At 52.0% G+C, this 14,834-nt stretch carries 16 protein-coding genes; all 16 read left to right on the plus strand.

What is annotated here, in order from left to right; genetic code table 11:
* The first annotated feature begins 244 nt into the window (after positions 1-244).
* A complete protein-coding gene (gene rpmH, locus ACSV5M_RS01410; protein ID WP_439173646.1) occupies positions 245-379 on the plus strand; it encodes a 50S ribosomal protein L34 in 135 nt (44 codons plus the stop codon).
* A gap of 32 nt (positions 380-411) precedes the next feature.
* Positions 412-798 carry a ribonuclease P protein component gene (gene rnpA / locus ACSV5M_RS01415; RefSeq protein WP_439173648.1) on the plus strand — a complete coding sequence of 129 codons (387 nt, stop codon included), beginning with the start codon at positions 412-414 and terminating at the stop codon, positions 796-798.
* Between the two features lie 5 nt (positions 799-803).
* Positions 804-1,052, plus strand: coding sequence for a membrane protein insertion efficiency factor YidD (gene yidD, locus ACSV5M_RS01420; protein ID WP_439173650.1), 249 nt, complete (start codon positions 804-806; stop codon positions 1,050-1,052).
* Between the two features lies 1 nt (position 1,053).
* The gene (gene yidC, locus ACSV5M_RS01425) at positions 1,054-2,721 is read left to right on the plus strand and encodes a membrane protein insertase YidC (protein WP_439173651.1); all 1,668 of its coding nucleotides are present in this window, start codon (positions 1,054-1,056) and stop codon (positions 2,719-2,721) included.
* 9 nt (positions 2,722-2,730) lie between these two features.
* The gene (gene mnmE, locus ACSV5M_RS01430; RefSeq protein WP_439173653.1) at positions 2,731-4,092 is read left to right on the plus strand and encodes a tRNA uridine-5-carboxymethylaminomethyl(34) synthesis GTPase MnmE; all 1,362 of its coding nucleotides are present in this window, start codon (positions 2,731-2,733) and stop codon (positions 4,090-4,092) included.
* Positions 4,093-4,700: 608 nt separating this feature from the next.
* Positions 4,701-6,611 (plus strand): tRNA uridine-5-carboxymethylaminomethyl(34) synthesis enzyme MnmG, encoded by a 1,911-nt coding sequence (mnmG, locus tag ACSV5M_RS01435; protein ID WP_439173655.1) that lies wholly within the window; start codon positions 4,701-4,703, stop codon positions 6,609-6,611.
* 182 nt (positions 6,612-6,793) lie between these two features.
* Positions 6,794-7,453, plus strand: a complete 660-nt coding sequence (rsmG, locus tag ACSV5M_RS01440) for a 16S rRNA (guanine(527)-N(7))-methyltransferase RsmG (protein WP_439173657.1) — start codon at positions 6,794-6,796, stop codon at positions 7,451-7,453.
* Positions 7,454-7,563: 110 nt separating this feature from the next.
* The gene (locus tag ACSV5M_RS01445; RefSeq protein WP_439173659.1) at positions 7,564-8,379 is read left to right on the plus strand and encodes a ParA family protein; all 816 of its coding nucleotides are present in this window, start codon (positions 7,564-7,566) and stop codon (positions 8,377-8,379) included.
* Between the two features lie 50 nt (positions 8,380-8,429).
* A complete protein-coding gene (locus tag ACSV5M_RS01450) occupies positions 8,430-9,347 on the plus strand; it encodes a ParB/RepB/Spo0J family partition protein (RefSeq protein WP_439173661.1) in 918 nt (305 codons plus the stop codon).
* A gap of 245 nt (positions 9,348-9,592) precedes the next feature.
* Positions 9,593-9,928, plus strand: coding sequence for an ATP synthase subunit I (locus ACSV5M_RS01455; protein ID WP_439173663.1), 336 nt, complete (start codon positions 9,593-9,595; stop codon positions 9,926-9,928).
* Positions 9,929-9,964: 36 nt separating this feature from the next.
* Positions 9,965-10,909: a F0F1 ATP synthase subunit A gene (atpB, locus tag ACSV5M_RS01460; RefSeq protein WP_439173665.1), complete on the plus strand. Its 945-nt coding sequence runs from the start codon at positions 9,965-9,967 to the stop codon at positions 10,907-10,909.
* A gap of 59 nt (positions 10,910-10,968) precedes the next feature.
* Positions 10,969-11,205, plus strand: a complete 237-nt coding sequence (gene atpE, locus ACSV5M_RS01465) for a F0F1 ATP synthase subunit C (protein ID WP_087467420.1) — start codon at positions 10,969-10,971, stop codon at positions 11,203-11,205.
* A gap of 95 nt (positions 11,206-11,300) precedes the next feature.
* Positions 11,301-11,771, plus strand: a complete 471-nt coding sequence (locus ACSV5M_RS01470) for a F0F1 ATP synthase subunit B (protein ID WP_439173668.1) — start codon at positions 11,301-11,303, stop codon at positions 11,769-11,771.
* Positions 11,772-11,783: 12 nt separating this feature from the next.
* Positions 11,784-12,320 carry a F0F1 ATP synthase subunit delta gene (locus ACSV5M_RS01475; RefSeq protein ID WP_439173669.1) on the plus strand — a complete coding sequence of 179 codons (537 nt, stop codon included), beginning with the start codon at positions 11,784-11,786 and terminating at the stop codon, positions 12,318-12,320.
* A gap of 16 nt (positions 12,321-12,336) precedes the next feature.
* Positions 12,337-13,881 (plus strand): F0F1 ATP synthase subunit alpha, encoded by a 1,545-nt coding sequence (gene atpA / locus ACSV5M_RS01480; RefSeq protein ID WP_439173670.1) that lies wholly within the window; start codon positions 12,337-12,339, stop codon positions 13,879-13,881.
* Between the two features lie 69 nt (positions 13,882-13,950).
* Positions 13,951-14,817, plus strand: coding sequence for a F0F1 ATP synthase subunit gamma (gene atpG / locus ACSV5M_RS01485; protein WP_439173672.1), 867 nt, complete (start codon positions 13,951-13,953; stop codon positions 14,815-14,817).
* The last annotated feature ends 17 nt before the right edge of the window (positions 14,818-14,834 follow it).

A 14,834-nucleotide genomic window follows, 5' to 3' on the forward strand; every position in this document is an offset into this window, starting at 1 on the left:
CACGATAAATTGTTCAATTTTTAATCTCAACTGTGGATAAACCTGTGTATATCCTTTTGGTAATCTGGTGAAAAAACGGTATAGCGAAAAATAACTTCGAAATACCCAGAAGCCTGTAGCAATTTGGAGAAAATACATTGATTTACCCTTAGGGTTTCTTTAGAATCCCGCGTCTTTTCACACGCCGTGTGATCTCTCGCTACGGTTGCATTAACAGCAGCTCTTAAACAACAGGTTCAGTTTCATGAAAAGAACATTTCAGCCCAGCAATCTGAAGCGCGTTCGTGTTCACGGTTTCCGTGCACGCATGGCTACCAAAAACGGTCGTTTGGTATTGGCTCGTCGTCGCGCTAAAGGTCGCAAGCAATTAACTATCTAATTGCTGCTTCCGCAAGAAAATGAGTCGCTAGAGTGAAGCAGGCGTTCGGGAAGTCGCTCCGCCTTCTTTCCTCTAGTGATTTTCAAAGCGTCTTTGATGGCGCTACCGCTCGCATATCCCACCAGCATTTCCTTATCCTCGCGCGTGCCAATCAGCTGGATCATCCTCGTCTGGGTCTGGTGATCGCCAAAAAACATATTCGCCTGGCAGTCGCTCGCAATCGCATAAAACGCTTGATTCGCGAAAGTTTTCGTCAACAACAGCAATCTTTGGCGGGTATAGATGTTATTGTACTGGCCCGCAAAGGGATGGATGACCTGACGAATCCGGTTATCGCAAAACAACTGCAGCAACAGTGGCAACGGGTAATACGCAAGCTCTCTCAGACGCCGCAACCTGCCCGGAATGAACAGAGGTAACTCACATGCGTCGGCTGGCCATTAAATGCATACATGGCTATCGCTATTTGCTGAGTCCGTGGATCGGCAATCAATGCCGTTTCTACCCAAGCTGTTCGCATTACGCTGAGGAAGCAATTGAAAAACACGGTTTTATGAAAGGGGGTTATTTAACATTCCGTCGCCTTATAAAATGCCACCCCTGGCATGCGGGCGGAATTGATCTGGTCCCGGAGAAAACCACTCATACTCAACCAACAGATGGCACTCGATAAGATGGATTGGCAAAAGAACCTGTTAATCGCGGCGATGATCGCCGTTCTTTTTATGCTGGTGATTCGCTGGAATGACTTTCAGGAAAACCTCCCCGACCCACAGGCACCCGTAGCCAGCTCCACCACCGAGAGTTCAGGCTTCGCAACGCCGGATCAAGCTGCCAGTGATATCCCCAGCCTACCGGCTAGTGAGGATGTACCGGCCGAACCCAACCAGGCACTAACCCCTACCAATCAGACCATTAAGGTATTCACCGACAGTCTGCAGGTGGAGATCAGCACCCTTGGCGGTGATATCACGTCGGTTGCCCTGCCGCGTCACTACGCTGAACTGGATACACCGGATGTTCCTTTTGTACTGCTGGATAATCGCAACAACCATACCTATGTCGCACAAAGCGGATTGATTGGCGCCAACGGCACCGACAGTGCAGCAGGCAGGCCGACATTCAGTACAACTCAACGCGAATTTCGCATGGCTGATGATCAGGACACCTTAACGGTAGACCTGGTGCATCAACAGGGCGATGTGTCCATCACCAAGCGGTTTACCTTCACCCGCGAAGAATATCTGGTCAAGGTGGAATACCTGATCGACAACCAGAGCGACAGTGTGTGGAGCGCCAATCTCTACGGCCAGATCAAGCGTGACGGCCAGAACTTCCATAAAGTCAGCGCGCTGGAGATGAACCCCTTCCTCGGCGCGGCCATCACCACGAACGATGAAAATTACAAAAAATTGAGTTTTGATGACCTGAGCGAAAAAGATTTCAAAACCAGCCGCGAAGGTGGTTGGGTCGCGATGGTGCAACACTACTTTATCAGCGCCTGGATTCCCGCCGCCCAACAACAAAACACCTATCACCTGCGCAAGGTGGCCGGGCAGGATCTTTACCTATTGGGCTTTACCGGTCAGCGCGTCGAGGTTGCACCAAATAGCCAGGGCAGTTTGCAGGCCCAGTTTTATGCCGGCCCGAAAGATACCGAACGCCTTGAAGAGATTTCTCCCTACCTCGACCTTACCGTGGATTACGGTTGGTTGTGGTGGATCGCAAAACCCCTGTTCTGGTTACTGAAGTTTATCCACAGCTTCGTGGGTAACTGGGGCCTGGCGATTATCGGTTTAACAATCCTGGTCAAGGCAGCTTTCTTCAAATTAAGTGCTACCAGTTACAGGTCCATGGCCAAGATGCGCAAGCTGGCGCCGAAGATGCAGGACCTGAAAGAGCGCTGTGGCGATGATCGCCAGAAGATGTCTCAGGAGATGATGAAGCTTTATAAGGAAGAGAAAGTAAATCCACTCGGCGGCTGCCTGCCGATCCTGGTGCAAATGCCGGTGTTCCTGGCCTTGTACTGGACCTTGATGGAGAGTGTCGAGTTACGTCATTCACCTTTCTTCTTCTGGATTCAGGATTTGTCGGTTAAAGATCCTTATTTCGTGCTGCCGCTGATTATGGGTCTCACCATGTTCATCCAGATGAAATTGAACCCGACACCGCCGGACCCGATGCAAGCGCGGGTTATGCAGCTGATGCCAATCATCTTCACCTTTATGTTCCTGTGGTTCCCGGCCGGTCTGGTACTGTACTGGGTCACCAACAATACCTTGGGTATCCTGCAACAATGGTTGATTACCCGTCAGATCGAGAATGCCGATAAAAAGGCTTAAGCCCCTACCGTGAACCCCAATATCGATACCATCGCCGCCATCGCTACCGCCACCGGGCGCGGTGGCGTCGGTATCCTGCGGGTTTCCGGTCCCAAAGCCGCGCAGATTGTAGCAACCCTGCTCAAGCAACCGCTCCAGCCACGCCATGCGCATTATTGTGCTTTCTACAGTCAAGCCGGCGAGATCCTTGATCAGGGGATAGCGCTGTTCTTCCCCGGTCCGAACTCCTTCACTGGCGAAGATGTGCTGGAACTGCAGGGCCATGGTGGCCCGGTTATCCTGGATTTACTGCTGCGTGAAATTACCCGACTGGGTGTGAGGCTCGCACGACCCGGCGAATTCTCTGAACGTGCCTTCCTCAATGACAAACTGGACCTCGCCCAGGCTGAAGCTATCGCCGACCTGATTGATGCCACCAACGAGCAGGCAGCGCGCAATGCCCTGCATTCGTTGCAGGGTGCCTTCTCGGTCAGGATCAATGAGCTGGTGGAAGCACTAATCCAACTGCGCATCTATGTTGAAGCGGCTATCGATTTTCCCGAAGAGGAGATCGACTTCCTCAGCGATGGTCATGTTGCGAATGCGTTTGCACACATAGAGCAGCGTCTTGAAGCGGTCTTTCGCGAAGCCAAACAAGGCGTCTTGATGCGTGACGGCATGCGGGTGGTGATTGCCGGTCGGCCCAATGCGGGTAAATCCAGCTTGTTAAATGCCTTGAGCGGACGGGACAGCGCCATTGTCACCAGCATCGAAGGCACCACTCGCGATGTATTGCGCGAACATATCCACATCGACGGCATGCCGCTGCATATCATCGATACCGCCGGGTTACGCGATAGCCCCGATGAGGTCGAACAGATTGGTATCCAGCGGGCCTGGCAGGAGATCCGCCAGGCTGACCGTATCCTCTTATTGGTCGATGCGCGCAGCAGTGACAAACAACAACCGGAGATCCTCTGGCCGGAATTTGTTTCCCAACTCCCGGACCCCACCAAACTGACGCTGGTTCGCAACAAGATTGATTTGACCAACGAAGCCTGTGGATACCTTAATAAAGAACACAGCGCGATAGGCATCAGCGCAGCAACCGGGGCGGGGATCGATATCCTCAAGCAACACCTTAAAGACATCATGGGTTACCAACAGACTGGCGAAGGTGGCTTCACCGCCCGTCGACGTCACCTGGACGCACTGGAGCGCGCCCAAACCTACCTCAATGCCGGTAAAGCCCAGCTTCATGGCTTTGCTGCGGGCGAATTGTTGGCCGAAGACCTGCGTCAGGCTCAAAACGCCCTGAGTGAAATCACCGGTCAATTTACCCCAGATGACCTTCTTGGCCGAATCTTCAGCAGTTTCTGTATCGGTAAATAACCCAGCTATTTACGTAACCCCCCTGTAGCCGGCATAAAAACCTTCCCCTGTGCGTAACCTTTTCCTCATTATTAACCCTTATAGCACCAGCAGTTACACAAGTTATCCACATTTATTCACAGGTTTATTCAATAAACATCTGTTTTTCTTCATATTTTGACCCTGCTATCGGCGTTATGTGGGTAAGTCTGTTGTCTTGTGGGCTTAAAAGCTGCCAATAGTTTTGGGGATAACATGAAAAACCAGCTCTGACTGTATAACTAACACATTTACCACCAGCTTTGCGGCAGCTTTCTGCCAGCTTATGAGGATCTTTCCCTTGGACTTATTATTAAACTAATTTATTGAAATTAAAGGATATTTTTACCTTATCCACAGAATGCCGGTCGCATATTAGTAGTAACAGCATTTATCCTTTCATTAAATAACTCTATATATATTTTTATTAATAAATTTTCCGCTGTTGTAACGCGAAGAACTAAAACAGCGGAAGTAAAAATAGTTTGCGCAAGTTTTGTACAAGTGAGCGCGCCGCTCTATAATGTCGCCCCTTTTGCATTTGCCTGATCCCTTTTTCAACCGGCTGGCTTGTGAGGCCTATAAACACCATGATCTTTCCTGAACGTTTTGATGTCATCGTAATTGGCGGCGGCCATGCAGGGACGGAAGCTTGTCTGGCAGCAGCGCGGATGGGCAGTAAAACCCTGCTGTTGACCCACAATATCGAAACACTGGGGCAGATGTCCTGTAATCCGGCTATTGGCGGTATCGGCAAAAGCCACCTGGTGAAAGAAATCGATGCCCTGGGGGGCGCCATGGCGTTGGCTACTGACAAAGGTGGCATCCAGTTTCGTGTATTGAATGCGCGTAAAGGTCCGGCGGTGCGTGCCACCCGCGCCCAGGCGGATCGAATTCTCTACAAAGCCGCTGTTCGTCATATGCTGGAAAACCAGCCCAACCTGTGGATCTTTCAACAAGCTGCCGATGATCTGATCGTGGAAAATGATCAGGTGCGCGGTGTGGTGACCCAGATGGGCCTGAAGTTCCATGCCAGCTCGGTGGTCTTGACCGCCGGTACGTTTCTCGGTGGGTTGATTCATATCGGTTTGCAAAATCACTCCGGCGGCCGCGCAGGTGATCCACCATCCATCGCGCTCTCCAAACGTTTGCGTGAACTGCCCTTGCGGGTTGATCGCTTGAAAACCGGTACGCCACCACGTATTGATGCGCGCACCGTTAATTTTGATGGACTGGAAAAACAATGGGGCGATGAGCCGCGCCCGGTGATGTCAGTGCGCGGCAATCGTTCAATGCACCCGGAACAAATGTGTTGCTGGATCACCCACACCAACGAAAAAACCCATGACATTATTCGCGGTGGTCTGGATCGTTCCCCAATGTATTCCGGTGTCATCGAAGGCATTGGTCCGCGCTACTGCCCGTCTATCGAAGATAAAATTCACCGCTTCGCGGATAAAGATTCGCACCAGGTCTTTATCGAGCCGGAAGGTTTAACCACCCATGAACTGTATCCCAATGGCATTTCCACCAGCCTGCCATTTGATGTGCAGATGAACCTGGTGCGATCTATCAAGGGTTTTGAAAACGCGCATATTGTTCGCCCCGGTTACGCGATTGAATACGACTTTTTCAATCCACAGGATCTGAAACACAGTCTCGAAACCAAAGTTATCGGCGGGCTGTTTTTTGCGGGCCAAATTAACGGCACCACTGGCTACGAAGAAGCCGGCGCTCAGGGTTTGCTTGCCGGGTTGAATGCATCGCTGCGCGCACAGGACAAAGACACCTGGTGCCCGCGTCGCGATGAAGCCTATCTCGGTGTATTGGTTGACGACCTGATTACCCTCGGTACCAAAGAACCCTATCGCATGTTCACCAGCCGTGCGGAATATCGCTTGATGCTGCGCGAAGACAACGCGGATTTGCGCTTGACCGAAAAAGGACGCGAACTCGGTTTGGTCGGTGAAGAACAGTGGCGTGCCTTCTGCGAAAAACGCGAAGCCATCGCGCGCGAACAGGAACGCCTGAAAGCCACCTGGATTCAAGCCGGCTCACCGGAAGCCGAAAAAATTGAAGCGAAAGTGCAAACGAAATTGCTGCGCGAATACAACCTTTACGACTTATTAAAACGCCCGGAACTGGAATATGCAGATCTTGCCGATTTAAAAGGCGAAGGCGTTGCTGACGAGTTTGTTGCTGAGCAAATAGAAATCGAAGCGAAATATTCAGGTTACATTGATCGCCAGCAGGAAGAGATCGAGCGCATGCGCGCGTATGAAAATACGCTGATTCCGGCCGATTTTGATTTTACCCAAGTGGAAGGTTTGTCTAACGAAGTCAAACAAAAACTCGCCAACGCCAAACCGGAAACCCTTGCGCGAGCTTCGAGAATTTCCGGCGTAACCCCGGCAGCGATTTCACAACTTATGATGTACATGAAGAAACGTGGCTTGTTAAAAAAAGCAAAATCAGCTGAGAATCTTGAACAAGCTTCTTGATAAATTGCAAAAAAGAAAATTTTAATTTCAGAGTTTTAGCTCTGAGAGACGGATTCCATAGTGACTTCCGAGACACGCCGTGAATACATCCCTGTAGGCTCAGCACCCGCATCCATGCGGGTGATGGTCTCGGAAGTCACTATGGAATCCTCGCGAACATCTTTCCTTACGAGTATTTGGTTTTGACTGATCTACAAAAAAAACTACAACAACAATTGATTGATGGTGCTGATCAATTGTCTGTGTCGTTAAACGAAACACAGATAAAAAAATTACTGGCTTACCTCAACGAATTTGATAAATGGAACAAGGCTTATAATCTTTCCGCTATTCGCAACATTGAACAAATGGTTGCACGACATATATTGGATAGCTTGAGTGTGGTGCCCTACTTTCAGCAGTCGACCTATTCCCACCTGGGAAATATTATCGATGTAGGAACGGGTGGTGGGCTGCCCGGCATTCCGTTGGCCATCATGTTCCCGGAAAAACGATTTACCCTGCTCGACAGCAACGGTAAGAAAACCCGCTTTTTATTTCACATAAAAACCTTGCTCGGTCTGGACAATGTCACGGTCGAAAATCGTCGGGTTGAACAATTTCAGCCAGCCGAAAAATTCCAGGCAGTGATCAGTCGCGCCTTTGCCAGTTTGCAGGATATGACCGAAGGTTGTATTCACCTATTGGCCGAGGGCGGTATCTTTATGGCCATGAAAGGTCTTTATCCCGAGGACGAGCTCCTGCCTCTGGAGGGAAAATTCCAACTTGAGGCGAGCTATCCACTGAATGTCCCGGAGACGGACGGTGAACGTCACTTGTTGATTCTCAAACCCGCCCACTGATCCTGGCGATCTCCGATGGTGGTAAAAATCCCCTCTTCCCGGTTGCCCTGAAAAAATAACTGCCACACAATAGCCCGCTGTCTCATCCAGGCCCGCTTAAGGAACATCACTTGACCAAGATATACGCTGTAGCCAACCAAAAAGGCGGAGTGGGTAAAACCACCACCTGCGTCAATCTGGCCGCTTCGCTGGTGGCGACCAAAAAGCGTGTCTTGTTGGTGGATCTCGATCCGCAAGGCAACGCCACCATGGGCAGCGGTATCGACAAGGATGATGTTGAGCGTAGCGTTTACGATGTACTGACCCAGCGTGCAGGCGCGGTGGATTGCATCCTCACCTCGGAAAGCGGCGGTTATCAGGTATTGCCTGCCAACAGCGATCTCACCGCAGCGGAGGTTGAGATGCTCTCCCTGGCCAACAAGGAACGCCTGCTGCAGCAAGGCTTGCAACAGGTTCGCGAACAATACGATTACGTCATTATCGATTGTCCGCCGTCGCTGAACATGCTCACGGTGAATGCGCTCACCGCCTGCGATGGCGTCATCATCGCCATGCAGTGTGAGTATTACGCGCTCGAGGGTTTGTCTGCCCTGGTGAATACCATCAACCAGATACAGCAACTGCTCAATCCGCAGTTAAAGATCGAAGGTTTACTGCGTACCATGTACGATCCGCGGAACAGCCTGACCAATGATGTGTCGGCTCAGTTGACCCACCATTTTGGTGACCGGGTTTATCGTACCTGCATCCCGCGCAACGTACGTCTGGCCGAAGCCCCCAGTTTTGGCCAGCCGGTATTGGCGTTCGACCGGGTTTCCAAGGGTGCCATCGCTTACCTGGCCCTGGCAGGCGAAATCATCCGCCGCAACGATCCCAACTACAAACCCACGGAGTTTGCCGCTGCGGCGGAAGACCCGACTCTCTAGGATTCCAGCCAGCTTCGCAGGGCGGAGCTCAGAACACAGGCTCACACGATATGTCGTCAAAACGCAAAGGCTTAGGTAAGGGACTCGATGCACTCCTGAGTGCCGGTTTGGGTATGTCACCGCCGCCGGTAGCCACTACCCCCGCCAGTGGAGAAATCGCCACAACCTCTGATTCATTGCCGGCGGACGGCAAGCTGGCGCACATTCCTGTTGAATTCTGCCAGCGCGGTAAATACCAACCGCGTCGCGACATGCACCCGGAGCAACTGGAAGAACTGGCGGAGTCCATCAAAGCCCAGGGTGTGATGCAACCCATCGTGGTGCGCCAGATTGGCCCGGATAAGTACGAAATCATTGCCGGCGAACGCCGTTGGCGCGCCACACAACTGGCGGGCCTGGACCGGATTCCGGCCGTTATCCGCGATGTGCCCGATGAAGCGGCCATTGCCATGGCGCTGATTGAAAACATCCAGCGCGAAGACCTCAATCCCATCGAAGAAGCCGTGGCGCTCAAGCGCCTGCAGGATGAATTTGAACTGACGCACCAGGAAGTCGCACAGGCGGTGGGTAAATCGCGCACGACAGTAACTAACCTGCTGCGTTTGATTGCGCTGACCGATGAAGTCAAAACCTTGCTGGAACACGGTGACCTGGAGATGGGCCACGCCCGCGCATTGCTGACGCTCGATGCACCGGACCAGCGCGACATCGGTCGCCAGATTGTGGCCAAGGGTTTGTCGGTTCGCCAGACGGAAACCCTGGTGCGCAACTTCCAGGAAAACAAACACAAAGACAAGATCAAGGCGCCAGCAGCACCTTCCGCCGATATTCGGCGCTTGCAAGAACAGTTATCCGATACTCTGGGCGCCGGGGTAGAGATTCAGCACACGGCCAAAGGCAAGGGAAAACTGGTTATCAGTTACAACACCCTTGATGAACTGGATGGAATTCTGGCTCACATCAAGTGAGATGTTGAATCCGGTAAGTCATTTAACGTAGAGAGCGGCAGGCGCGGCGGATTTAAACTTGCTGCGCCTATTTAATGTCCCTATAATGCGGCGGCCCAATCAGGTAGCACAAAGGTTGCACCAACTTGGGCTGTTAGTTGATAAGAAGCGGCAAAAACGTCGAAGAATTGAGAAAAACAAAGCCTGAGATAGGTCGACTCCGTCCAAGCACCATCGCCAGACCTCCAGTTTTGCAGCGGTTGTTTATGTTGTGGCTGGCGGCGGTAGTACTGGCAGTGGCGGTAATGCCGATAGATTCCATATGGGGTCTGTCACTTTTATGGGGTTTTTCGGTTTGCTTGTTACCTGCAATCTGCTTTTCCTGGTATTCGTTTAAATACCGGGGCGCACGTGCGGCTGTAACAGCGGTAAATGCATTTTACCGCGCCGAGGCTATAAAGTTTTTTCTCACGGCATTGCTGTTTGCTGCGGTTTTTCATCGCGCAGACAAGATCAATCTGCTCGTATTCTTTCTCGCGTTCATCGCCGCACAGATTTTTTCGTGGTTGCTGACAGCCCTGACGCTGAAGCAGCCCCGTTGATCCAAATTCATCCAACTTGCAACGTGAGAAATAACCATGGCAGCGGAAGGGCACGCCCCCACTACGACTGAATATATCCTGCACCACTTGACCAACTGGACCTATGGCAAGTTGCCCGCAGGCACTTATTGTGATGGCACGCGAGTGCAGGAAACCACCAGCTGGGTGGTGGCACATTGCTCCGAAGAAATGAAAGCCATGGGCTTCAATGCCATTCACCTCGATTCGATGGCCTGGTCTATCGGCCTGGGGTTGATCTTTATCACCCTGTTCCGCTGGGCGGCCAAAAAAGCCCACGCTGGCGTGCCCACCGGTTTCCTCAACTTCGTTGAGATGATCATTGAATTTATCGACAAGACCGTGAAAGACGGTTTCCAACACAAAAATGCGTTTATTGCCCCGCTTGCCCTGACCATCTTTGTCTGGGTATTCCTGATGAATCTGATGGACCTGGTGCCGGTGGACTGGTTACCGGAACTGGCCATGTGGATCGCGGGCGACCGTCACTTCTACTTCAAGGTCGTACCGACGACCGATGTGAATATCACCATGGCCATGGGCTTCACCGTGTTTGCCCTGATGATTGGTTTCAGTATTGCCAAAAAAGGCCTGATCGGTTTTATCAAGGAACTGACCTTCCACCCTTTCCACCCCTCTTTCCACGGCATTGGCATTATCTTCGCGCCGCTGTTGATCGTGATTAACTTCACCCTCGAAACTATCGCCCTGATCGCCAAGCCGATTTCGCTTGGCCTGCGGTTGTTCGGCAACATGTACGCCGGTGAAATGATCTTCATCCTGATTGCCACCATGTTCGGTGCCGGCTTGTTGATCGGTATCTTCGGGGGCTTCCTGCAATGGGGTTGGGCCGTATTCCACATCCTGGTGATTACGCTGCAAGCGTTTGTATTCATGGTACTGACCATTGTGTACATGGCGATGGCGCACCATGTGGAAGACGAAGACCAGTTTACACATTAATTTTTTCATTCACTGTTTAGCTTTACTTTTTAACTTTTGACTATTTGAGGAGAAACACCATGGGTTTAGCTCTGATTGCTGTTGCACTGTTGATTGGTTTGGGTGCACTGGGTACTGCTATTGGCTTCGCTATTCTGGGCGGTAAATTGCTGGAAGGTTCTGCACGTCAACCGGAATTGGCGCCAATGCTGCAAGGTAAAATGTTCCTGATCGCTGGTCTGCTCGACGCCGTTCCGATGATCGGTGTAGGTATCGCGATGTACGTTCTGTTCGTTGTTGTGCCGACTCTGGCTTAATTCGAAACGCTTGTGCTTTTCACAGAAATGTTCGGAATGTTTTCTGAAAAATTTCTACCAACAGCCTAAAGCTTTCAACAACAGGGGTTATCGGCGTGAACATTAATTTGACCTTAATCGGACAGTCCATCACGTTCTTATTCTTCGTGCTGTTTTGCATGAAGTTCGTGTGGCCGTTCATCACCGCTGCGATGGCCGAACGCCAGAAGTTAATCGCAGACGGCCTTGCCGCCGCAGACCGCGCGAGCAAGGATCTCGAGTTAGCCCAGGAAAAAGCCACCCACACCCTGCGTGATGCCAAACACGAAGCCGCCGCCATTCTGGAATCTGCCAACAAACGCGCTACGCAAATTGTTGAAGAGGCCAAAGAACAGGCACGCGCTGAAGCGGATCGCATCAAAGCTGCTGCTGAGGCAGAAGTTGAGCAGGAAGTGAATCGCGCGAAAGAAAAACTGCGCTCACAAGTCGCCGTTCTGGCGTTGGCCGGTGCCGAGAAGATCTTGCAAGCGTCTGTTGATGAAACAGCGCACAAGACCATGCTCGACAAACTGGCTGCCAGCCTATAAGCGAGGTGTACCGTGGCTGAACTGACTACACTCGCCCGGCCTTACGCCAAAGCTGCGTTTCAATACGCGCTGGAAGTGAAAGACCTGGCAGGCTGGGGCAAGCAACTGGCAACACTTGCTGCCGTGAGCCGTTATGGCGTTATGCAAAAGAAAATCGCATCGCCGTCACTGTCTGCTCAGCAACAAGCACAGCTGTTGATCGATGCATGTGGTGATGAATTAACGGCACCCGTGCGCAATTTCATTGTGTTAGTGGCGCAAAACAAGCGCCTGCTGTTGCTGCCTGAGATCTATCAATTATTCGATGCTCTCAAGACTGCACAAGAGCAAGCAGTCGACGTTGAATTGACCACCGCCATCGCCCTGGACGATGCGAGTCAAGCCAAGCTTGCAGAAGCACTGAGCACCAAGTTGGCGCGCAAGGTAAATGTCCAGACGGTTGTCGACCAGCAATTGCTGGCAGGCGTAATTATCAAAGCAGGTGATTTGGTCATCGACGGCTCGATGCGCGGTCGGTTAGAGAAACTCGCCAAAGCAATCAATTCGTAGGATTGAGGAATAGAGCATGCAGCAGCTGAATCCATCCGAGATTAGCGAAATAATCAAGCAGCGCATCGACCAGCTCGATGTGTCTTCTGAAGCCCGTAATGTGGGCACTGTCGTATCTGTATCTGACGGTATCGTGCGCATCCATGGTTTGATGGACGTGATGTACGGTGAAATGATCGAGTTTGAAGGCGGCCTGTTCGGTATGGCCCTCAACCTTGAACGCGACTCTGTCGGTGCGGTTATTCTGGGTGACTACCGCGGTATTGCGGAAGGTCAAACCTGTAAATGTACCGGTCGTATTCTGGAAGTACCGGTTGGCCCGGAACTTGAAGGTCGTGTTATCGATGCCCTCGGTAACCCGATCGACGGTAAAGGTCCAATCAACGCCAAGATGACCGACGCCATCGAAAAGGTGGCACCGGGTGTAATCTGGCGTAAGTCGGTAGACCAACCGGTGCAAATCGGTTTGAAAGCTATCGATGCGATGGTACCCATCGGTCGTGGCCAGCGTGAGCTGATCATTGGTGACCGTCAGATCGGTAAGACCGCCATCGCGATCGACGCCATCATCAACCAGAAAGACTCCGGTATTAAATGTATCTACGTTGCCATTGGCCAGAAAGCATCTTCTATTGCAGCCGTTGTGCGCAAACTGGAAGAGCATGGCGCGATGGACCACACCGTCGTCGTTGCGGCAACCGCTTCTGATCCGGCGGCTATGCAGTTCCTGGCGCCCTTTGCCGGTTGCACTATCGGTGAGTACTACCGCGATCGCGGTCAGGACGCGCTGATCATTTATGACGATCTGACCAAGCAAGCCTGGGCCTACCGTCAAATCTCTCTCTTGTTGCGTCGTCCGCCAGGCCGTGAAGCCTACCCTGGTGACGTGTTTTATTTGCACTCCCGTCTGCTGGAACGCGCCGCACGGGTGAGCGAAGACTACGTTGAGAAATTCACCAATGGCGAAGTGAAGGGCAAAACCGGTTCTCTGACCGCGCTGCCAATGATCGAAACCCAGGCGGGTGACGTGTCGGCCTTCGTTCCGACCAACGTGATCTCCATTACCGACGGTCAGATCTTCCTTGAAGCGTCCATGTTCAACGCAGGTATCCGTCCGGCCATGAACGCCGGTATCTCGGTATCCCGCGTGGGTGGTGCAGCCCAGACCAAGGTGATCAAGAAATTGTCCGGTGGTATTCGTACCGCACTCGCCCAGTATCGCGAACTGGCGGCGTTCTCCCAGTTTGCTTCTGACCTGGACGAAGCCACCAAAGCACAATTGGATCACGGCCAACGCGTTACCGAGTTGATGAAGCAGAAGCAATTCTCGCCCATGAACATCGCGCAAATGGCATTGATGTTGTTCTGTGCCAACGAAGGCTATCTGAAAGATGTGCCGGTGAACAAGATTCTGGACTTTGAATCTGCCCTGCTCTCTTTTGCCGGCAGTGAATACGCTGACGTGATGAAAACCATCGCCAGCACCGGCGACTGGAATGCAGAGCTGGAAGGCAAGTTCAAAGAACTGGTCACCAAGTTCAAGGCAACCCAAACCTGGTAAGACACTGACAGGGCCCGCCGCAACGCGGGCCTTGCCATGTCGTAAAGAACATCTTGAGGGCCTTTGAGAATGGCAGGCACAAAAGAAATACGGACCCAGATTAAAAGCATCAAGAGCACGCAAAAAATTACCAGCGCGATGGAGATGGTCGCCGCCAGTAAGATGCGTCGTGCTCAAGAGCGTATGCAACTGGGTAAGCCTTACGCCAAGCGTATGCGTGAGGTGATCGGGCATTTGGCCAACGCCAATCCCGAGTATAAACACAGCTTTATGCAGCAGCGCGACATCAAGCGTGTGGGCTTTATCCTGGTGTCCAGTGATCGTGGCCTGTGTGGTGGTCTGAACATCAACGTGTTCAAGACAGCTATCAGAAACATGAAGAGCTGGAGTGATCAGGGCGTGCAGATTGACCTGTGTCTGATCGGTGCCAAAGCCGGCGCATTCTTCAAGAGCTTCGGCGGCAACGTGGTTGCAGCCCGTCGCGATCTTGGTGAAGCACCCACGGTGGCAGACCTGATCGGCAGCGTCAAAGTAATGCTCGACGCCTACACCGAGGGCAAGATTGACCGTTTGTTCATTGTGAGCAACGAGTTCGTCAACACCATGACCCAAAGCCCTGTCCTGCGTCAGTTACTGCCGCTGGAAGCGGAAGAAAACAAACAGCTGAAACACCACTGGGATTACATCTACGAACCCAATGCCGAGCAATTGCTCGACGGTTTGTTGACCCGTTATATCGAATCCCAGGTTTACCAGGCCGTTATTGAAAACGCCGCAAGCGAGCAAGCGGCGCGGATGGTAGCAATGAAGAGCGCTACCGATAACGCCGGCCAGCTGATTGATGATCTGCAACTGGTTTACAACAAAGCCCGTCAGGCTGCGATTACCCAGGAATTGTCCGAGATCGTGGGTGGTGCGGCAGCAGTAGCTTCCTAAGCAGCAACAATTTTGAG

Origin of the sequence: Cellvibrio sp. ARAG 10.3 (genome assembly GCF_051846955.1) — a bacterium.
GTDB lineage: Bacteria > Pseudomonadota > Gammaproteobacteria > Pseudomonadales > Cellvibrionaceae > Cellvibrio.